This is a genomic window from Vibrio sp. R10-SF1-ISO8, assembly GCF_059833805.1.
In genome coordinates, this window is the sequence record NZ_JCBDHL010000012.1 from 158,527 (window position 1) to 177,408 (window position 18,882).

Here is an 18,882-nt window from a genome sequence, read left to right on the forward strand (position 1 = left end):
GTCCTTACCTTTTACGCCATGCTTGCGTTTTGTTTTCTAACCATTTGCCTAACGTCATGTGTGCTAACTTAGCTATAGCAGCAGAGATCATGATCATCACAGCCATCGCTGCAGCTGCACCTGTCTGTCCTGCATCATCCATATTTAACACTGACACAGAAGCAGGGATAGTTTCCGTAGAGTAGATAAATACTACCGCAGAAGTGGTGGTTAATGCATTAATAAACAAATAGGTAGCGATATCTAGAGTCGCAGGAACGCAAACTGGCAGCGTCACCTTAAAAAACAGCTTGTACTGAGGTAACTTTACCGACGCCGCTGTCGCTTCAATCTCGCTCGGAATTTGCTTAAGCGCAGTTACCGCTGTCATATGACCAACAGTGTAATAGTGAACCACGGTGTTGATAACAAGAAACACCATGCCGCCATATAAAACGTTGAGTGGGTTGTTGGCATCATTAAAATAGAAGATATACCCCAACCCCAGTACCATTCCCGGTACTGCCATAGGAACAACACTGAGCATTTGCATGGCTTGTCGAACAGGCGCAAACGCCCGCCCTTTCTCAATACAGTACGCTCCACCAAAAATAATTGCTGTACCAATAATGGCTGTCCATGTTGCGAGTGTGAGCGAGTTAAAGTATGGAGACCAACCATAGGTACTCATTTCAGCAAAATTATAATTGTTTAGAGTCAAAGCCTTATTCCAAGGCCAGAAGGTCACCAATGAGCCATATACTGCCATCCCAAGTACCACAATCACCGCGGCAGAAATCACCAAACAATAGGCGAAACAGATCCCGTCTCTGACTTTATTGGGTTCTGGCTGATAAGGGACAGAACGAGTATCAAATAGGCTTTTTTGCTTCTTCTGTACCCAGCGGTCAGCGATGAATGCGAGCAAAGCAGGCATTAACAGTAATATACTGGTCACCGCACCCATAGAGAAGTTTTGCTGCCCCACAACCTGTTTGAAGATATCTGTCGCCAGAACGTTGTAATTCCCGCCGATCACTTTAGGTACACCAAAATCACACACAACCAGAGTGAACACGACAATCAAGGTACTGATCAAGCCATACTTAGCAGCAGGAAGAGTGACAACAAAGAAAGTCTTGAACGGTGACGTTTTTAACGCTCGCGCCGCTTCATACAATCTTGCGTCCGAGGTTCTCAATGAGGTGGTGAGTATCATCAGGGCATGAGGGAAAGTCCAAAAAATAAGGCCTAGTGAGATGCCCACCAAGCCGTAGACTGAATGACCACCGAGCATCTCTTTAGCGATACCTTGATTACCAAACAAAAAGATAAGACTGATCGCCGGAAGCAGCGAAGGTGCCAAAATAGGAGCCGTTCCTAACATCTGAAACACGCCTTTCATTGGCATGCACGATCTCGTCAGTGCGTAGGCATAACCAAAAGCAAGCACACCTACTACGGCAGTCACCAGAAGTCCTAATGTAAATGTGTTGCCAACAGAGTACCAAAGGCTGTCATTGGCAAAATAGGTAGCAAAGTTCTCCAGCCCAACAAACTCGCCACTATTGTTCTGAACACTTTTTGTCAGCATCGCCCATAGAGGCATCACAATAAAAATCGTGAGCGCTGAAAATAGAAATGCCAATAAGCCAAATAGCACTAGGTTATCTTTACTGACCCTGTGCAAAAGAGATGAAGGACGCAATGAGCGAGAGTTAACCCCAGAGTTGTACATAGTTCTACTTTCCATTAGTGATACCTTAAGCCGCAATTGCTTTAGTGCCATTTGGGCTTAACGTTGGATATGCACGTATTCCCTGTTTTGAGAACTGAACGTATCGAATATCACCAATACGCAGCTTCTGCTCGGTGACCACTTCGCCAGCGACATCGATAAAGATCGGCGCGGCTTGTTTGTCATGCTGAAGTTCACATTCAAAGCGATAAAACGCACCAAGAAACTCTCTGTCTCGGATCTTCACAGGTAGCGCATTATTAAATTGTTCGGCAAAACGAATGCTTTCTGGGCGTATTGCCAGATCAAAGCAATCCCCTCTTACTACTTGCTTGTTTTCAATGACAGGAGCGGGAATAAGCGACTCAGCGATACGTAGTTGAGTATCAGTCGCTGCTGAAGCAGAAATAAAATTCATGCTGCCAACAAACTCAGCAACAAAACGAGTAGCAGGGTGTTGATAGATCTCTTGTGGCGTGCCCACTTGCTCAATAACGCCATGATTCATCACAACGATTCTGTCAGCCATAGACAGCGCTTCATCTTGGTCATGAGTCACCATGATTGTGGTAATACCCAGTTTGCGCTGTAGTTTACAAATCTCATCTCTAAGGTGAACACGAACTTTGGCATCAAGCGCCGAGAGAGGTTCATCAAGAAGCAATAACCCTGGAGACAAGGCTAACGCTCTCGCAAGGGCAACACGCTGCTGCTGTCCACCAGACAATTGGTTAGGGTATTTCTCACCAGAAGTCGGTAAACCAATCATATCAAGCCAATAATCAACCTTTTCTAAAGCTTCTTGATTGGTCATCCCTTGGTTCTTTAATCCGATGGCAATATTCTCTTGCACGGTAAGGTTTGGAAATAGCGCATACGATTGAAAAACAATACCAAAATCTCGTTTTTCCGGAGGAAGGAAGGTCGTATCTTGTCCGTCTTGATAAATGCCACCTGAAGTCGGTAGATCAAGTCCAGCGATAGCTCGTAGTAGGGTCGTTTTGCCGCAGCCAGAAGGGCCAAGAAAGCAGACAAACTCGCCCTTCTCTATTGCCAGTGAAATTTGCTTTAACGCAGTGAACTGGCCAAATTGCTTCACTACATTTTCAATTTGTAAGTAAGGTTGGTTAGTTGACATAACACACTCTCCAAATGGTATATACCAACCTTAAATCTGGTTTGTTTCAGCGGCATGACAAATTTATAGAGCAAAGATGACAATAAAATGAATTCACTCGATTGGCCTATTATCTGTGACCGAACGATTGGCGAAGTCAATCTACGTCCTAAACCTCACAGCTCAAGAGACATTTTAAAGTAAGGGATGTCTTCTTTGTAAAAGCGCTCACCTTGTTTACTCATACCGAATTTGCGATAGATACCCAACGCTGATTCACGTGCATCACACCAAAAAAGTGTCGCTTGAAAATCTCGAATTTCGCTCAGCATGGTTTCCAACATCATTGAGCCTATACCCTGTCCTTGATACTCAGGCAAAACAGCAAATTTGCGTAGTCGAGCTTCATCCTGCTCAACAAAGACCGATGCGACACCGACCAACTGATCTCCGATAAAGCCTCCATAATGAAAGCCAAATTCATCTTCTGCCACACGACAAAACTCCAGACTCTTTGCCGGCCATAACACCGCATGCCTCAACGCGAGTGTTTGATCAGCCGTAATTCTTTCTACCCTCATAATGCTTTCCTTGCCCTCCAGTTATCCAGTTATCCAGTTATCCAGTTATCCAGTTATCCAGTTATCCAGTTATCCAGTTATCCAGTTATCCAGTTATCCAGTTATCCTAATTTGCCCTTAACTTCCCTGAAAAGCAAAAAGGAGAGCAACCCTGCTCTCCTTTGTTATCTCAATGACCAATCAGGCTACGATTTTGGCTCTGATTTAGCGTCAAATTTCGCCGACCAAGCCGCTAGGATATCCGCACGCTTGCTACCCATCTGAGCAAAGTCCATCTTAGCCATGTTCGCTTCTACATTTGGGAAGTTAGACACAGTTGCTTTCACATCTTTATGACCAACTACTGGGTACATCTCTATGTAAAGCTCATTTGCTGCTTTCGAAATGGACCAATCAACAACGCGCTTAGCTGCGTCAGACTCTTTCACTAAGCCGACCGCTTCTGATTCCCAACCGATGCCTTTAGGTGTAATCACCGCTAAAGGAGCGCCTTGTGTTTTTAACTTAGCTCCACGACTTGCCATTGAAATACCAATCGCAACTTCACCCATGCCTGCTTGTACACATGGCTTAGAACCGGAATGCGTGTAGTGTGCGATGTTCTTATCTAGATCGCGCATGTAGTTCCACGCTTTGTCTTCGCCCATATTCTGTAGCCAAGCTGAAACTTGCATATAGCCAGTCCCTGAAGAAGCTGGGTTAGGCATTGCGATATGACCTTTGTATACAGGTTTAGTCAGATCTTGCCAAGACGTTGGCTTTGGCAGATTCAGCTGCTTAGCAACCGCTTCGTTAAAACATACCGCGTTAAAGAATGCGTCGTTACCAAACCAAGCTTGGTTTGATTGCGGGTCATTCAAACTGGCATTCAGCTGATCCAGGCCTTTAGGCGTGTATGGCTGTAGAAGGCCTTCTTCTTTTAGTAACGCCATCGAAGAACCTGCCAGACCCCAAACAACTTCAGCACGCGGGTTGTTTTTTTCTGCAAGTAGCTTAGCAGTCATGATGCCTGTTGAGTCACGAACCCATTTGATTTTGATATCAGGGTTTTCTTTTTCGAAAGCATTTTTGTACTTTGCCAGAATGTCAGTTTCGAAAGCCGTGTAAACCGTCACTTCCTGTGCTGCCATTGCGTTTGTTGCCAGCAGAGAAACAAGTGCAGCTAGCGATCCTTTCATCAAACGGTTTTTCATCATCTTCTCCAATTAAGACTATTACGTTTGTTAAACCTTGCCGAATTAGCATTGGTCTGTACCAGTTGACGTAATACACCCTAAAAGCGCTTTATTACGATTCAATGAACAAAAAATGGCACTTTTTTAAAGAATTGACGAAAAACTGCGCGCAATTTTGCCGACGAAGTTTTCATATGAAAGTTTTATTAAATTCGACTTTCTGACCTTTACTGTTGTTTTTTCCTCTTGCTAAAGTAAATTCAAATTCTGGTGTAGACCAAATATAGTTAAAATGGAAATCGAGATGAAAAACGAATACCTACTGCTGACTCCGGGTCCTTTATCGACATCTGAAACCGTTCGTAAAGCCATGCTTAAAGATTGGTGTACTTGGGATGATGACTACAACAAAGACATCGTAGAAGTTATCCGCACTAAGCTGGTGAAACTCGCAACAGAGCAAGATGGCTACACTAGCGTACTGATGCAAGGTAGTGGTACCGCATCTGTAGAAGCGACAATTGGCAGCGCGATTGGCAAAGATGGCAAATTGTTGGTTGTTGACAACGGCGCATACGGCGCACGTATTGCTCAAATTGCTGAGTATCTAAATATCCCATGCCATGTAGTTTCCCCAGGCGAAACATCACAGCCACACTTGAACGAGGTGGAAACTGCATTGGCATCGGATCCTACCATCACCCATGTAGCGATTGTTCACTGTGAAACCACTACAGGCATGCTTAACCCAATTGAAGCTTTTGCGTCGACGGCAAAAGCGCACGGCAAAGTGGTGATCCTCGATGCAATGTCGAGCTTTGGCGGGATTCCTATCGATATCGCAAAGCTCAACATCGACTTTATGATCAGCTCTGCAAACAAATGTATTCAAGGCGTACCGGGGTTTGGCTTTGTAATCGCAAAACAAACTGAGCTAGAAAAATGCCAAGGTCAGGCACGCTCTTTAAGCCTTGATCTATACGATCAATGGCACTGTATGGAAGCGAACCACGGTAAATGGCGTTTCACGTCTCCAACGCACACGGTTCGCGCTTTCTACCAAGCTTTATTAGAGCTTGAGCAAGAAGGCGGTGTGGAAGCGCGTCACAACCGTTACCTGACTAACCAGAAAACACTGGTTGCGGGTATGCGCTCTCTGGGTTTTGAACCACTACTAAATGATGAGCTTCATTCACCAATTATCACCTCTTTCTACTCTCCTACGCACAGTGACTATCAGTTCAAAGAATTCTACACCCGTTTGAAGGAGCAAGGTTTTGTGATTTATCCGGGTAAGGTGTCGAACGCAGACTGTTTCCGTATCGGCAACATTGGCGAAGTGTACCCTGCGGATATTGAGCGCCTAATCGGTGCGATTGAAGAAGCAATGTATTGGCAAGTTGCTTAAATAGCCTTCAGGAAGAGATAGTGTTATGACTGAGAATATACAACCGACCCATTTCCGTAGTGAAGGGGACGTCAACACCACAGCAGCGCGCCAAGCATGGAACGCGTCTATGGATGACAAGCGCAAACAAGCCTTACTGAAGCGAGATTCTGATGTGTTTCTTCATCAGGCAATGTCGACGCCTTGTCTCGATACATTAGAGGCAGCAGAAGGCATCTACATCCAAGATTCGACAGGCAAAAAGTACATGGACTTCCATGGCAATAATGTTCACCAGTTGGGTTACGGACATCCACATGTAATTGAGCGTGTGCAAGAGCAAATTGCCAAGTTGCCGTTTTCACCACGCCGTTTTACTAACCAAACTGCAATTGAATGTGCTGAGAAGCTAACGCAAATCTGTGGTGGTGAGTTGAATCGTGTGTTATTCGCGCCGGGTGGCACATCCGCCGTTGGTATGGCGCTAAAACTGGCACGCCATATCACAGACAACTACAAGGTTGTCTCTTTATGGGACTCTTTCCATGGTGCGTCACTGGATGCTATCTCTGTCGGTGGAGAAGCCTGCTTTCGTCAAGGTATGGGCCCACTAATGGCCGGCGTAGAACGCATACCACCAGCAGTATCTTACCGAGGCGCCCTTCCATCACCAGACGGCAGTGACGTGCATTACGCCGACTACCTTGAGTACGTGATAGAGAAAGAAGGCGGTGTCGGGGCGTTTATCGCAGAAGCAGTTCGAAACACTGATGTGCAAGTGCCAAGTAAAGCCTACTGGAAACGCATCCGTGAAATCTGTGATAAGCACAATGTCATGCTGATTATCGACGACATTCCCAACGGAATGGGCCGTAGCGGCGAATGGTTTACCTATCAAGCTTACGATATTGAGCCAGACATTCTGTGCATTGGTAAAGGCTTAGGCGGAGGCTTAGTGCCCATCGCTGCCATGGTAACCAAAGATAAATACAACACCGCTGAGCAAATCTCGATGGGCCATTACACCCATGAGAAAAGCCCAATCGGCTGTGCGGCTGCGCTGGCAACCATGGAAGCGATAGAGCAAGACGGCTTGCTAGACAAAGCTAAAGCTGACAGCCAGTTCATGCGCGACAAGCTGCTACAAATGAAAGCCAAATACCCAGTAATTGGCGATGTGCGCGGCATCGGCATGCTATGGGGTATTGAACTGGTCACCGACCATGAGAGCAAGCAACGCGCCTATGACGAAGCCGAAGCTGTACTCTACCAATGCCTTAACCATGGTATGAGCTTTAAGGTGTCACAAGGCAATGTGATCCAGCTTAGCCCACCGTTAATCATCACTCGCGAACAATTGACAGAAGCCTTAGCCATCTTCGAAGAAGCCATCGCCAAAGCGTGCAAAGACTTTAACTACTATTAAACACTCAATTTATCTAAAGTGCCGTAAAAGCAATGACTTGGCACTTTGGTAAACAAAAAGGATTCAACATGAACAACTCACCAATTCAGGCAGTCATCTTTGACTGGGCAGGCACTATCGTCGATTTTGGCTCATTTGCGCCAACCAGCATCTTTGTTGAAGCATTCAAACAAGGCTTTGACTTCGATATCGACCTTGAAGAAGCGCGTGAACCAATGGGCCTTGGTAAGTGGGACCACATCCAGGCAGTGGGCCGCATTCCTGCGGTAGATAAACGCTGGAATGAGAAGTTTGGTCGCTCGATGACTAGCAAAGACATTGACGCTATCTACGCGGCGTTTATGCCTTTGCAAAAAGCAAAAGTCTCAGACCACGCAGAGCCAATCCTGAATGCAATTGAAGTGGTCAACGATCTCAAAGACAAAGGCATTAAGATTGGATCTTGTTCTGGCTACCCTCGTCAGGTGATGGACGTTCTGATTCCTGTTGCGGCGGACTACGGCTACAAGCCCGATTATGTAGTCGCAACAGATGATCTTCCTCAGGGTGGTCGCCCTGCACCTTTTATGGCACTCAAGAACGTCATTGAGCTTAACGTGACCGATGTAAATGCTTGTATCAAGGTCGATGATGCCGCACCAGGCATCGACGAAGGTCATAACGCGGGGATGTGGACCGTTGGCCTGCTACTTTCTGGTAATGAAGCGGGTCTGACGTTTGAAGAGTACCAAGCGGCAGATGAAGCAACGCTGAATGCCGCACGTGAAAAAGCACGTGCGAAGCTTATCAAGAGCTCACCACACTACCTAATCGATACCATTGCTGACTTTCCACAAGTGGTTGCCGATATCGAGCGCAGATTAGCAGCGGGTGAACGACCATAGCGTTGTTGACCCCAAGACAGTAAAAAGGGCTCAACTGAGCCCTTTTTAAATGTTTGAAGCTAAGCGCTACATCACTCTATATTGATACACAAATTCATGTAGCATCACTGCCCCTTCGTCAGTATTCAACCAACAATAGAACAAAATATTTAGCACTAACGTTGTCCAAAACAAAAACTTAAAACCAATATCATTGTACTTGTGATGCATAAATGACTGAGCAAATAAGGCGCCAATCCAACCACCCATTAAGTTGAGTACATGGAAGGTTATTTCCGGAACACGCCATGCCCCTGTTAACTTGGCATGTTTATCGAACGCATACACAGTGTAAGTAACAGTGCTAATAGCAAGGTAAAACATACAAGCGACCAAAGGAAAGTCGAGAAGCACGACGCTGCCAACTAAAGCACTACAAAACCAAATGGCAATCGCCAATGAAAAGTTAAATACGACGGGCCGTTGAATTTCGATCGCTCTCATCATGCCGTTGCTGTCTGCCCCCAACCTAAACACCACTGGTTCACTGACACTTGGGATCTGTGATGCATTCGCTAGATCACTAATATGAAAACGAATCTGGGTATCTTGATTCTCTACCGCAATGTAACCGTATCCTTTGTTCTGATCCCACTGAGCGATCGTTCCTTGAATGGACATAGTTTTCCTCTTCCTAGCAACAACGTTAAATGTATTGATCGTTATAAACTTTCTTTAAATATCTATAGCACACATATTCCACCATGCGCATATTTTCGCTATTTTCTGACATTTTTTTGAAGTGAAACACTCCTGACAGGTTCTGACACACCACTCTCATATTCTTAATTCGAGCCTAAACAACACAAAACAAGGAATTAAACTATGAAAAGTGTCATCGAAATCGTTCGTTTCAAATTACTAGAAAATGCAACTTCAGAGCAGCTCGTTTCGGCTAGTGAACAGAGTCAGAAATTTGTATCGTCGTTAAACGGTTTTGAATATCGTTCGCTAAGCTTTGACCAAGATTCAGGCACTTGGACGGACGTGGTCTACTGGGATTCGATGGATAACGCAAAAGCGGCTGGTGAGCAATTTATGGCTAGTGAGGATTGTAAACCGTTGATGGCTTTAATTGACCCAGAGTCTGTCATCATGCAACATCAGACAATTATGATGAGTGACCTAGCAGCTAAATACCAATAGCAACGAGTCATTAGTTGGGGTGCCTGAGCGGCCCCCAGCTTTCCTTTGTTCTACAATTTCTAATGTTAGGAAGACAAGTGAGTAAATCAGAACGGCTTTTTGAACTTCTAACTCTATTGCGCTCAAAGCGTTATGCTGTCACGGCTTCCCACCTTGCAGAGCAAATGGAAGTGAGCGAAAGAACCATCTACAGAGATATCCAATCATTACTCAACTCCGGCGTTCCGATACAAGGAGAAGCCGGTGTTGGCTATTTACTGCATGCTGATTCTCATCTGCCGCCTTTGATGTTCACTGATCAAGAAATGATAGCACTGGAGCTAGGTATGCGAATGGTGCGAGCTTGGTCTGACGATGAACTCGCCACCGCATCAAAATCGGCCTCAACCAAGATACTATCTGTCCTTCCCGATCGGCTCAAGAAACAGATTGAGAGCTTTCCGATATTCGTGCCGGAAATTCACACTTCCACAAAAGATGCGACGCGTAGCAAAATGCTTCGACATGCTACAGACGCCAAATTAAAGATCGAAATTGATTACAGTGACCAAAAAGGCAATAAAACAGTGCGAAAGCTCCAGCCACTCGGGCAGATCTTTTGGGGGAAAATTTGGACCTTGGTGGCTTGGTGTGAGTTAAGAGATGACTATCGCCACTTTCGAATTGACCGTATAGACAAGCTTAATATCCTTGATGAAGTATTCGAGACTTCAGCTGAGAAATGCCTCGAATACTATATTAGACAACACGCTCCGGATGCTTAGACAACGGGATTATTTCATTAGCGTTGGAGAGATATTCAGAGCTAGCCGACAACCATTGAGGTCCGATTCCACATCAAACTCGACCAACTCATTCACATGAGGCTCGATAGATGAAACTGCTATATCCCTCACGTGGAAAAACACTTTATCATCCTCGTTTTCTTGCTTGATAAATCCGTAACCATGACCTTCGTCTAAATCGACAATTTTTCCCAATACCGACATCTTTGCAACCCCTAATACAAACTTTAGTACTACATACTAGGGATTTACGTTTTCGGATCACTCACTAAGCAATCAATATCTTTTTTAATTGATGCAATGAGCTTACCGTGTAGTGAGGCGAAATCGAATGATCTTGTTCCATACCGCTGCTATTAAGCCAACATGTTTCAATTCCAAAGTTAAGACCCCCCAAAATATCGGAATGCTGGTTATCCCCCACCATCAACACCTTACTTTTACAAGGCATACCCATTTTCTCTAGTGCGTGACTGAAAATCGCCGTATCGGGTTTCGCTACTCCGACTTCTTCTGAAATGATGACATGTTCAAAGTACTGGGTCATCCCAGTTTTTTCGAGTCTGATCGCCTGAAGATCGGTAAAACCATTAGTGATAATGCCCATTTTTGCTTTGCCATGTATCGCTTCCATCAGCTCTTTCGCTCCAGGTAGAACCGTGCAGATATCCGCCATGGCTTCAAGGAATGAAGAGTTTAATTCTGAGGTTGTCGTTTCTAGCTTATCTGCCCATTCTTTGAATCGCGTATGCTTTAATTCGTGCGCGGTAATTGCGCCATTTTGATAATCTACCCACAGCGGTTTATTGACCTTCTGATAGTGTTCAAAATCGCCTTGTGTGAAGTCTATACCTTTACGAGAGAACATTAGCTGCATCCCTTTAAAGGCATCAAAGTGAAACAGGGTTTCGTCAGCATCAAATAAGATCCAATCGTACTTCATTATTATCTCCTCAAATTCTCGCCGCTAGTGTAAATTGTTTTCTTTTAGATGATAATACCCTCACAAAGAAACTTATTGTTTACTGGAGCTCAACCAATGCAAGCTTTTTCTGCGATTCCTATCTTTGTTTCAGTGGTTGAAAGTGGCAGTTTTTCTACCGCAGCCAGCAAACTTAATATCACCAAATCGGCGGTAAGCAAGCGAATTACCCAATTAGAAGATGAGCTAGGTATTCGACTCATTAACCGTACTACACGCAAACTTAGCCTAACCGAAGCGGGCCAGCGCTATTACGATTATGTTGTCCAATCGCTCTCACTGGCGCAACAAGGTATTGATGCGGTCACTGAGCTCCAAGGTAACCCAAGAGGCACGCTTAAAGTAACTGCGCCCATGTCATTTGGTGTACTACACATTGCCCCGCTCATTTCTGACTTTCTAGCCCTCTATCCAGATGTCGAAATTGACCTTAACCTAGAAGATCGCATGGTAGATCTTGTCGCTGAGAGATTTGATGTTGGGATTCGAATCGGCCACTTACCTCTTTCCAACTTGGTTGCAAAACGTCTAGCGCCGTGTAGAAGCGTCCTCTGCGCGGCACCCGGTTATTTATCTCAACACGGCTTACCAAGTAAACCAAGCGATCTCTCCAAGCACAGTTGTTTGCAATACAGCTATTATCGCGGTGGTTCTGAATGGTCCCTTCACTCAGCGGGAAACGAATTCAAAGTCATTCCTAAAGGTCGCTTGGTGGTCAACAATAGTGAAGCGATACGTCGAGCGGTGCTTGGAGGAAGTGGCATTGCAAACCTGCCCACCTTTATTGCAGGGAAAGATATTGCGGCAGGTAACTTACAAGTCGTGTTGTCAGACTACGCTTTACCGAGCCATGCCGTCTATGCAGTGTTCCCAGAGAAGAAACACATGCCTCTCAAGGTTAGAGCCTTTATTGATTTCATCAACCAACGACTGGGAACAGAAACACCCTATTGGGATGAAGGGTTACTACCTTAGAAAGCCAAATGTGACACTAAGCTCATAATTTTACATTGGTCGACATTCTCAGTCAGTTAATGATGTAAGACAAATTTTAACGACTGTCATCCGTTCAGAATAGCGATATACCAGCTGTTCTAGGAGACATTCGAAATGAAACGATTTTTCCCATCTAGTGTCATGCTTATCCCGTTCGTCGTAAAAAACTATTCTGAAGAAGATCATGAAGATAGCCCAGAGTTAGAACGTGAATCTGAGCCAGCTCCTGAACTTGAACTGGAAGAATGAGAGGCTCATCAGGTCACTAACGAGCAATTTTTACTACCCTATTAGCGCACGTTTATAAGGGAACATAAAATGAAAAAGATTGCAGTTATTCTCAGTGGCTCGGGGGTATTCGATGGTGCAGAAATTCACGAATCCGTGCTCGCTTTACACGCAGTAGAAAAGCAAGGTGCTTCATGGCATTGCTTTGCTCCTAATATTGATCAACTCCATGTCATTAATCATAAGACAGGAGAAGAAATGGATGAGCGACGCAATGTTCTTGTCGAAGCGGCGCGTATTGCACGGGGCAATATTGAGGATGTCGCGAAGCTTAATGTTGAGGACTATGATGCTTTACTGGTACCTGGTGGGTTCGGTGCAGCAAAAAACCTGACTGATTTTGCCGTGAGTGGCGCTGAGTGCAGCATCAACACTCACGTTGCCTCAGCGTGTCGCGCCTTCGCTCAAGCTAACAAGCCCGCAGGTTACCTCTGTATTGCTCCGGCGATAATTCCTATGATTTACGATCAAGGAGTTAAAGGTACTATCGGTAACGACGAATCAACCGCTGCCGCGTTTAACGCTTTAGGTGGTGAGCACGTCAAATGCTGCGTGGACGACATTGTCGTAGATGAGCAAAATCTAGTGCTATCAACGCCTGCCTATATGCTGGCCGAGAATATTTCACAAGCGGCAAGTGGTATCGACAAGCTCGTTGAGCGCTTAGTAAAACTCGCATAGTTATCTTAAGTTATGGCCCCTATTCATGTTCTGTGGATAGGGGCTTTTTAGTTTTCATTAAGCAATATGAATCTTATTTAACCCCAATTGCTGTTGAGAAAACGATTGCGCTAACCCACTAATATTTAACAAGTTTATATACGATAAATATGCAACTAGATTGACTTCACATTTTGCAGCCAAATCTACCCCTTTTGGGTGAGTTAATTGTCTAAGATCAAGATTTTTGATGGGATAGTTATGCGAGTCTAAATGCAGTTTTTAAATCTATAAGAATATGGAGCAATCCAATGACAAGTGCATTTTTCATCCCTACAGTAAACCTAATGGGCGCAGGCTGCCTAAAAGATGCTGCTGATAGCATCCAATCTCAAGGCTTCAAAAAAGGTCTTATCGTTACAGACAAAATTCTTAGCCAAATTGGCATGGTTAAGCAAGTACAGGACATGCTGTCTGAGCGTGATGTTGAGACTGTAGTATTTGATGGCACTCAACCAAACCCAACAATCAGCAACGTAAATGATGGTTTATCACTACTTGCCGACAACGAGTGTGACTTTGTCATTTCTCTAGGCGGCGGCTCTCCACACGACTGTGCTAAAGGTATCGCTTTGGTCGCTTCAAATGGCGGAAAAATCGGTGACTACGAAGGCGTTGACCAATCAGCGAAGCCAATGCTACCACTTATCGCAATCAACACTACCGCGGGTACTGCATCTGAAATGACCCGCTTCTGTATCATTACAGACGAAGAGCGCCACATTAAGATGGCTATTGTTGATAAGCACACAACGCCACTGATTTCGGTTAATGATCCTGAACTGATGCTGGCTAAACCCGCTTCACTCACTGCCGCAACAGGTATGGACGCATTGACTCACGCTGTAGAAGCCTATGTGTCAATCGCAGCTACGCCTATCACTGACGCGGTAGCGATTAAAGCAATCGAGCTAATTCAAGCACACCTACGTAAAGCCGTAGAAAATGGTGACGACATCGAAGCTCGCGAGCAGATGGCATATGCCCAGTTCATGGCAGGTATGGCATTTAACAACGCTTCTCTGGGTTATGTTCACGCAATGGCGCACCAGTTAGGCGGATTCTACGACCTACCACATGGTGTATGTAACGCGATTCTTCTTCCACACGTTCAACGCTACAACGCGCAGGTTTGCCCTGAACGTCTACGCGACGTAGCGAAAGCAATGGGCGTTGAAGTAGAAGGATTGAACGCTGAGCAAGGAGCTGAGGCCGCTATCAATGCCATTGTGGCACTTGCAAAAGATGTGGGTATTCCAGCAGGTATCCAAGAGTTAGGTGCAAAATCTGAAGACATTCCAGTACTAGCCGATAATGCCCTAAAAGACGCATGTGGCTTTACTAACCCTAAACAAGCAACGCATGAAGAGATCTCTGCGATCTTTGAAGCGGCGATGTAATTCTACTCTTTTCCTTACAGTTCAAGCCTCCTTCGGGAGGCTTTTTTGTACCCTTTAATATCTGATAGCGTACTACACTTCTACGACAACGGAGGTGTTCTATGAAATCAACAATTGGGCTTATTTTTCTTTTATTTACCTTTCTTGCTCAGGCAGGTGAAAACAAAATTTACAATGTAAAAGGTAATGATTACGAAGGTTACTGGGCTAAAGTGAGTGATAGCGCTCCTCTCGTTCTGCTTATCCACGATTGGGATGGGCTTACCGACTACGAAATGAAAAGAGCGCAAATGCTCAATGAGATGGGCTATAACGTTTTTGCTGCTGACCTATTTGGCAAAGGTGTCCGTCCAACGGAAGTGAAAGATAAGAAACAACACACCGGAGAACTCTATAAAGATCGAGAGAAGCTTCGTGCATTAATGCAAGGTAGTCTGGATTTTGCGGCTTCCTTGGGAGGAAACGCCGAGAATGTCGTCGTGATGGGATACTGCTTTGGTGGTGCTGCTGTCTTGGAATCTGCACGAGCAGGAATGAATGCCAAAGGGTTTGTTACCTTCCACGGTGGCCTAAGCACACCCGATGGGCAATCTTACTCACAAACTACTGCGCCTATTCTAGTACTTCACGGCACGGCTGATAGCGCGATTCCCATGTCCCAATTCGCCTCGTTAGCCGAACAGCTAGAAACGGCTAACGTAAAACACGAAATGATTACCTACAGCGGAGCCCCACACGCTTTTACGGTTTTTGGCAGCCCTAGGTATCGTGAAGATGCCGATCGTAAGTCTTGGGCAAGCTTTTCCAACTTCTTAACCGCCACCACCCAGTAGATTTGTACCAAAATAAGCCGACGTTACTGTCGGCTTTTTATCCTCAACCATTTTTCAGTGACTAAACCACGCGATCGATTCCTGCAAATTTTAACGCTAAACATCACGTGAAAAGATATCTGAGCGCTTCATAAATATTCCCTTCCCTACCCTGTCAATCAAACACTTAAACGACACCTAGCACAAATCTCACCATTGATAGCTATTTAGTCTACGTTCTAATGTACATTCATTCACAGAGTTAAAATAATTTTAAGTTCGTGTCGAAAATGGCGAAGCGAAAACGTCCTTGAGTAGGAAACAACAAACCAGAAGGAAAATTAAGATGAAATATATGCTTTTGCTTTATGCTGCACCAGATAAAGAGCCAGCATTTGGTACTCCTGAATTTGACAAGATGATGGAAGATTTTGCCCTTACCTCAGAGACGTTCGAAAAAGATGGCGTACTTGTTGGTGGCGAAGGATTGGAAGGGGTAGAAACTGCAACTTCATTGAGAATCCACTCCGGTAAGGTAGAAACCATGGACGGTCCCTTTGCAGAAACACGTGAAAACTTGGGGGGATACTATATCGTTGACGTGCCCGACTTGGACGCCGCATTGAAATGCGCAGAAATCATTCCCGTCGCTAAGTTCGGCACCATCGAGGTTCGTCCATTGCTGAATTATAGTGAAGCAGATTAACGTATGAATAACGCCTCTTCAAAAGCTATCACTGTCAATCGTATTATTCATGATCTCTTGCATAAAGACAGAGGACTGCTTTTGGCGGGGCTTATTTCGCGCCTTAATGATTTTCAATTAGCAGAAGATGCCCTACAGGAAGCAACAATATCGGCCTTGAAACACTGGACTCGGTCCGGACCGCCTCATAACCCTAAGGCTTGGCTAATGAGAGTCGGCTTAAATAAGGGAATAGACCAGATTCGTCGGGTGCAACGAGAGCAACGTAAAACGGTGGATCTAGCTGATCCATTTTGCCTCAGACTTAGAGTATGACGTTCATGAAGCCATTCCGGACGAACGTTTACAGCTCATCTTTACCTGCTGTCATCCAGCCTTGGAAGAAAAGTCACGTATCGCGTTGACCCTACGTACAGTTTGCAATTTAACGACCAAGGAAATCGCCGCCGCTTTCCTAGATAACGAAAAAACCATGGGGCAGCGACTGTATCGCGCAAAAGCGTCACTTAAAGCCAAAGGCATTCCGTTCTCGACCCCAGATGAAGACAAATTGGATGACAGATTGGAAACTGTGCTTAAAACCATCTATTTGATATTCACCACTGGCTATGTAACAGAAGACAAGAGCCCACGTTCCCTATGCCAAGAGGGCATCTTTTTAGCGAGACTTTTGATGACACTACGACCCAATGAACCAGAAGTAGAGGGTATCTTGGCATTAATGCTACTTACTGATGCAAGAAGCACAGCTCGAATCGATGTTAGTGGTGCCATAGTGCCTATTGAAGAACAGGACAGCACATTATGGCTGCTAGACGATATTGATGAAGCTCAATGCATCCTTTCCAAGGCTATCGAAAAAAGGCGACCCGGCCCTTTTCAGATCAAGGCAGCTATTGCAGACTGCCATATGATGAAACCCAACCCTGATTGGATTCAAATGTCCTTGCTTTATCAATCACTATGGCGCTTCGAACCTACTCCAGTTGTCGCCTTAAACTGGGCAGTAGTGTTTGCAGAAACAGAGCGTGCAGAACTTGCACTTAAAAGGTTGGACGAGATAAAAGAAGACCTTAAAGATTACCAACCTTGGTACGCGGCACGAGCGCATATTCTCAGAAAACTAGGACATAAAACAGAGGCTTGTACTTTTTATAAACTGGCCATTGAAAAATCGCCGAGTACGGCGACCCGCGCTTTTTTAGAGTTGAAATTACGAGAATTGACACAGGGTGACGCCGCTTAAACGTAACCCTCTATTGGGTTCTCCCATGATAGTGATACAATCTGCGCATCAGAATTACCGAGAAACCCTATGTTCATCCATCATGTTAATGGCATCGACTGGCTAGTGATTACCGCTTTTGAAGAGCTGAAACCTATATTTATCGAAGACGCTGGTTCGATCCCCTCTTGCTTCTCTATCACCAGTGAATTGAGCCTGATTGATCAAGCCAAGCGTACTTATGGATACTTGCCTTCACTCAATGGCGTCATCACTGATACGGGCACATTTCAAAGCAAAAACATCGAAGAAGATCTAAACCCACAGCTTGCCTGCATCGTTGAGGGGCGCGGCCGGGTGTTTATTTATCACGGCGGCTATGTCGCTTTTGTGGATGACGAGCAAACCTTTATTACCCGAATGGACTAACAGTTGTTAGGTAAGTAGTGCTCAGCCAACTGGCCCACCTAGGCAAGAATGAGCTAGCTACATCAACCAGCTCCATACTAGATATAAGCGGCTTAGGGTATTGGCGTAGATTGCTTTGTATCAGATAAGTCTATCTATCTTGTTAATCTAGAATACTTGAATGGTGATTAATTCCGTGTACCGAGATTATCCATCACAAAGTCTAAAAAGACTTTCACTCGTTCCGGCTGATCATCTCCTCCGCGATAGAGAGCATTCAACGGATATTCCAAAGCTTTAAAACCAACTTCAAGCTTCTGAAGTTGCCCTTTTTCCACATAAGGTAGAGCAATGATATCTGGTTGATAGCTTGCTCCAAGTGCTGACAGCGTTAACTGACGTATCATCCTTGGGCTATTACTTTTGAAAACGGTGTTTACGGTAAGGCTACGACAACCATTGCGCTTCTTTAAGGCAGTGACTACAGGCCACCGCGCGGTTGGATGAAGGTTGCTATCGACCAAACAAGGCAACTGTGACAATTCAATCCCTTCCACGCACTGTTTTGCCAAATCAGGAGCAGCATACACTGAACTTTGTAGTGACATGATCTTACGATACCGGAAGTCTGAGTCTTCTAGTTCACTGGCACGAAAAGCAATGTCGATAGCTTGTTCCACTAAGTTCAGTTTTTGGTTGGTCACTATAAGTTCAATCTGGATATCTGGGTATCGAACATGAAACTCAGAAATAATTGGACTTAATAGCTCCTCAGCAAAGCTCTGTGAAGCTGTGACACGTAAAGGCCCTGAAATTTCTTTTTTTTCAGAATGGAGCTGGCAGTGAAGCTTGTCTAGTTGCACCAAAACCCGCTGTGCTTGAAGATAGTATTCATGGCCCGCCTGATTAACTGAAAGCTTTCTGGTCGTTCGATGAAACAACTTTACACCGAGCTGCGCTTCAACCCGGTTAACGTATTTGGAAGTTAAGGATTTAGAAATACCTAAACGTTCTGAAGCAGCAGTAAAAGAACCGGTCTCGATTACTGCGACAACTGTTCTCATACCATCAATAGTGTCCATACATTG

The 18,882-nt window shown here is 44.9% G+C and carries 22 protein-coding genes; 14 read left to right on the forward strand and 8 right to left on the reverse strand.

Annotation, left to right across the window (positions count from 1 at the left end; genetic code table 11):
• Positions 1–4: 4 nt before the first annotated feature.
• From AC6R00_RS10050 to AC6R00_RS10065, 4 genes are all read right to left on the reverse strand, one after another.
• Positions 5–1,717 carry a putative 2-aminoethylphosphonate ABC transporter permease subunit gene (locus tag AC6R00_RS10050; RefSeq protein ID WP_500640406.1) on the reverse strand — a complete coding sequence of 571 codons (1,713 nt, stop codon included), beginning with the start codon at positions 1,715–1,717 and terminating at the stop codon, positions 5–7.
• 25 nt (positions 1,718–1,742) lie between these two features.
• A complete protein-coding gene (locus tag AC6R00_RS10055) occupies positions 1,743–2,855 on the reverse strand; it encodes a putative 2-aminoethylphosphonate ABC transporter ATP-binding protein (RefSeq protein ID WP_500640308.1) in 1,113 nt (370 codons plus the stop codon).
• A 155-nt stretch (positions 2,856–3,010) separates the two neighbouring features.
• Positions 3,011–3,415 carry a GNAT family N-acetyltransferase gene (locus AC6R00_RS10060; protein WP_500640309.1) on the reverse strand — a complete coding sequence of 135 codons (405 nt, stop codon included), beginning with the start codon at positions 3,413–3,415 and terminating at the stop codon, positions 3,011–3,013.
• Positions 3,416–3,600: 185 nt separating this feature from the next.
• On the reverse strand, positions 3,601–4,611 hold the full coding sequence (locus AC6R00_RS10065; RefSeq protein ID WP_171319806.1) for a putative 2-aminoethylphosphonate ABC transporter substrate-binding protein: 1,011 nt from the start codon (positions 4,609–4,611) through the stop codon (positions 3,601–3,603).
• Between the two features lie 283 nt (positions 4,612–4,894).
• On the opposite strand from AC6R00_RS10065, the gene phnW reads away from it, so the two are divergent.
• The 3 genes from phnW (at position 4,895) to phnX (ending at position 8,287) form a co-directional block, all read left to right on the forward strand.
• Positions 4,895–5,998, forward strand: a complete 1,104-nt coding sequence (gene phnW / locus AC6R00_RS10070; RefSeq protein WP_500640310.1) for a 2-aminoethylphosphonate--pyruvate transaminase — start codon at positions 4,895–4,897, stop codon at positions 5,996–5,998.
• Positions 5,999–6,023: 25 nt separating this feature from the next.
• Positions 6,024–7,403, forward strand: a complete 1,380-nt coding sequence (locus AC6R00_RS10075) for an aspartate aminotransferase family protein (protein WP_500640311.1) — start codon at positions 6,024–6,026, stop codon at positions 7,401–7,403.
• Between the two features lie 68 nt (positions 7,404–7,471).
• The gene (gene phnX / locus AC6R00_RS10080; RefSeq protein ID WP_500640312.1) at positions 7,472–8,287 is read left to right on the forward strand and encodes a phosphonoacetaldehyde hydrolase; all 816 of its coding nucleotides are present in this window, start codon (positions 7,472–7,474) and stop codon (positions 8,285–8,287) included.
• 66 nt (positions 8,288–8,353) lie between these two features.
• On the opposite strand, the gene AC6R00_RS10085 is transcribed toward phnX, so the two are convergent.
• Entirely contained in the window at positions 8,354–8,947 is a 594-nt protein-coding gene (locus AC6R00_RS10085; protein ID WP_500640313.1) for a DUF1294 domain-containing protein, read from the reverse strand.
• A gap of 204 nt (positions 8,948–9,151) precedes the next feature.
• Between AC6R00_RS10085 and AC6R00_RS10090 the strand changes: the two genes are divergently transcribed.
• Entirely contained in the window at positions 9,152–9,472 is a 321-nt protein-coding gene (locus AC6R00_RS10090) for a hypothetical protein (RefSeq protein ID WP_004748736.1), read from the forward strand.
• 77 nt (positions 9,473–9,549) lie between these two features.
• Positions 9,550–10,236 carry a helix-turn-helix transcriptional regulator gene (locus AC6R00_RS10095; protein WP_500640314.1) on the forward strand — a complete coding sequence of 229 codons (687 nt, stop codon included), beginning with the start codon at positions 9,550–9,552 and terminating at the stop codon, positions 10,234–10,236.
• Between the two features lie 9 nt (positions 10,237–10,245).
• On the opposite strand, the gene AC6R00_RS10100 is transcribed toward AC6R00_RS10095, so the two are convergent.
• Together AC6R00_RS10100 and yjjG are read right to left on the reverse strand one after the other, a co-directional pair.
• Positions 10,246–10,461 carry a cold-shock protein gene (locus AC6R00_RS10100; protein WP_500640315.1) on the reverse strand — a complete coding sequence of 72 codons (216 nt, stop codon included), beginning with the start codon at positions 10,459–10,461 and terminating at the stop codon, positions 10,246–10,248.
• Between the two features lie 64 nt (positions 10,462–10,525).
• Complete coding sequence (gene yjjG, locus AC6R00_RS10105) at positions 10,526–11,200, reverse strand: pyrimidine 5'-nucleotidase (protein ID WP_500640316.1); 675 nt, start codon at positions 11,198–11,200, stop codon at positions 10,526–10,528.
• A gap of 96 nt (positions 11,201–11,296) precedes the next feature.
• Between yjjG and AC6R00_RS10110 the strand changes: the two genes are divergently transcribed.
• From AC6R00_RS10110 to AC6R00_RS10150, 9 genes are all read left to right on the forward strand, one after another.
• Positions 11,297–12,214, forward strand: a complete 918-nt coding sequence (locus tag AC6R00_RS10110) for a LysR family transcriptional regulator (protein WP_500640317.1) — start codon at positions 11,297–11,299, stop codon at positions 12,212–12,214.
• Between the two features lie 135 nt (positions 12,215–12,349).
• A complete protein-coding gene (locus AC6R00_RS10115; protein WP_500640318.1) occupies positions 12,350–12,484 on the forward strand; it encodes a hypothetical protein in 135 nt (44 codons plus the stop codon).
• Positions 12,485–12,553: 69 nt separating this feature from the next.
• On the forward strand, positions 12,554–13,204 hold the full coding sequence (elbB, locus tag AC6R00_RS10120; protein WP_500640319.1) for an isoprenoid biosynthesis glyoxalase ElbB: 651 nt from the start codon (positions 12,554–12,556) through the stop codon (positions 13,202–13,204).
• A gap of 290 nt (positions 13,205–13,494) precedes the next feature.
• Positions 13,495–14,643: an L-threonine dehydrogenase gene (yiaY, locus tag AC6R00_RS10125; RefSeq protein WP_500640320.1), complete on the forward strand. Its 1,149-nt coding sequence runs from the start codon at positions 13,495–13,497 to the stop codon at positions 14,641–14,643.
• A 101-nt stretch (positions 14,644–14,744) separates the two neighbouring features.
• On the forward strand, positions 14,745–15,476 hold the full coding sequence (locus tag AC6R00_RS10130; protein ID WP_500640321.1) for a dienelactone hydrolase family protein: 732 nt from the start codon (positions 14,745–14,747) through the stop codon (positions 15,474–15,476).
• Positions 15,477–15,801: 325 nt separating this feature from the next.
• Positions 15,802–16,161 carry a YciI family protein gene (locus AC6R00_RS10135; protein WP_239852875.1) on the forward strand — a complete coding sequence of 120 codons (360 nt, stop codon included), beginning with the start codon at positions 15,802–15,804 and terminating at the stop codon, positions 16,159–16,161.
• 3 nt (positions 16,162–16,164) lie between these two features.
• Positions 16,165–16,476, forward strand: a complete 312-nt coding sequence (locus tag AC6R00_RS10140; protein ID WP_500640322.1) for a sigma factor — start codon at positions 16,165–16,167, stop codon at positions 16,474–16,476.
• 61 nt (positions 16,477–16,537) lie between these two features.
• Positions 16,538–17,407, forward strand: coding sequence for an RNA polymerase sigma factor (locus AC6R00_RS10145; RefSeq protein ID WP_500640323.1), 870 nt, complete (start codon positions 16,538–16,540; stop codon positions 17,405–17,407).
• 69 nt (positions 17,408–17,476) lie between these two features.
• Positions 17,477–17,815, forward strand: coding sequence for a cytosolic protein (locus AC6R00_RS10150; protein WP_500640324.1), 339 nt, complete (start codon positions 17,477–17,479; stop codon positions 17,813–17,815).
• A 167-nt stretch (positions 17,816–17,982) separates the two neighbouring features.
• Here the strand turns inward: AC6R00_RS10150 and AC6R00_RS10155 are convergent, their stop codons facing one another.
• Positions 17,983–18,876, reverse strand: a complete 894-nt coding sequence (locus tag AC6R00_RS10155) for a LysR family transcriptional regulator (RefSeq protein WP_500640325.1) — start codon at positions 18,874–18,876, stop codon at positions 17,983–17,985.
• Positions 18,877–18,882: the final 6 nt, after the last annotated feature.

Coding starts and splice junctions, on each gene's coding strand:
- AC6R00_RS10050 (WP_500640406.1), bottom strand. CDS start 1,717: ATGTACAACTCTGGGGTTAACTCTCGCTCATTGCGTCCTTCATCTCTT.
- AC6R00_RS10055 (WP_500640308.1), bottom strand. CDS start 2,855: ATGTCAACTAACCAACCTTACTTACAAATTGAAAATGTAGTGAAGCAA.
- AC6R00_RS10060 (WP_500640309.1), bottom strand. CDS start 3,415: ATGAGGGTAGAAAGAATTACGGCTGATCAAACACTCGCGTTGAGGCAT.
- AC6R00_RS10065 (WP_171319806.1), bottom strand. CDS start 4,611: ATGATGAAAAACCGTTTGATGAAAGGATCGCTAGCTGCACTTGTTTCT.
- phnW (WP_500640310.1), top strand. CDS start 4,895: ATGAAAAACGAATACCTACTGCTGACTCCGGGTCCTTTATCGACATCT.
- AC6R00_RS10075 (WP_500640311.1), top strand. CDS start 6,024: ATGACTGAGAATATACAACCGACCCATTTCCGTAGTGAAGGGGACGTC.
- phnX (WP_500640312.1), top strand. CDS start 7,472: ATGAACAACTCACCAATTCAGGCAGTCATCTTTGACTGGGCAGGCACT.
- AC6R00_RS10085 (WP_500640313.1), bottom strand. CDS start 8,947: ATGTCCATTCAAGGAACGATCGCTCAGTGGGATCAGAACAAAGGATAC.
- AC6R00_RS10090 (WP_004748736.1), top strand. CDS start 9,152: ATGAAAAGTGTCATCGAAATCGTTCGTTTCAAATTACTAGAAAATGCA.
- AC6R00_RS10100 (WP_500640315.1), bottom strand. CDS start 10,461: ATGTCGGTATTGGGAAAAATTGTCGATTTAGACGAAGGTCATGGTTAC.
- yjjG (WP_500640316.1), bottom strand. CDS start 11,200: ATGAAGTACGATTGGATCTTATTTGATGCTGACGAAACCCTGTTTCAC.
- AC6R00_RS10110 (WP_500640317.1), top strand. CDS start 11,297: ATGCAAGCTTTTTCTGCGATTCCTATCTTTGTTTCAGTGGTTGAAAGT.
- AC6R00_RS10115 (WP_500640318.1), top strand. CDS start 12,350: ATGAAACGATTTTTCCCATCTAGTGTCATGCTTATCCCGTTCGTCGTA.
- elbB (WP_500640319.1), top strand. CDS start 12,554: ATGAAAAAGATTGCAGTTATTCTCAGTGGCTCGGGGGTATTCGATGGT.
- yiaY (WP_500640320.1), top strand. CDS start 13,495: ATGACAAGTGCATTTTTCATCCCTACAGTAAACCTAATGGGCGCAGGC.
- AC6R00_RS10130 (WP_500640321.1), top strand. CDS start 14,745: ATGAAATCAACAATTGGGCTTATTTTTCTTTTATTTACCTTTCTTGCT.
- AC6R00_RS10135 (WP_239852875.1), top strand. CDS start 15,802: ATGAAATATATGCTTTTGCTTTATGCTGCACCAGATAAAGAGCCAGCA.
- AC6R00_RS10140 (WP_500640322.1), top strand. CDS start 16,165: ATGAATAACGCCTCTTCAAAAGCTATCACTGTCAATCGTATTATTCAT.
- AC6R00_RS10150 (WP_500640324.1), top strand. CDS start 17,477: ATGTTCATCCATCATGTTAATGGCATCGACTGGCTAGTGATTACCGCT.
- AC6R00_RS10155 (WP_500640325.1), bottom strand. CDS start 18,876: ATGGACACTATTGATGGTATGAGAACAGTTGTCGCAGTAATCGAGACC.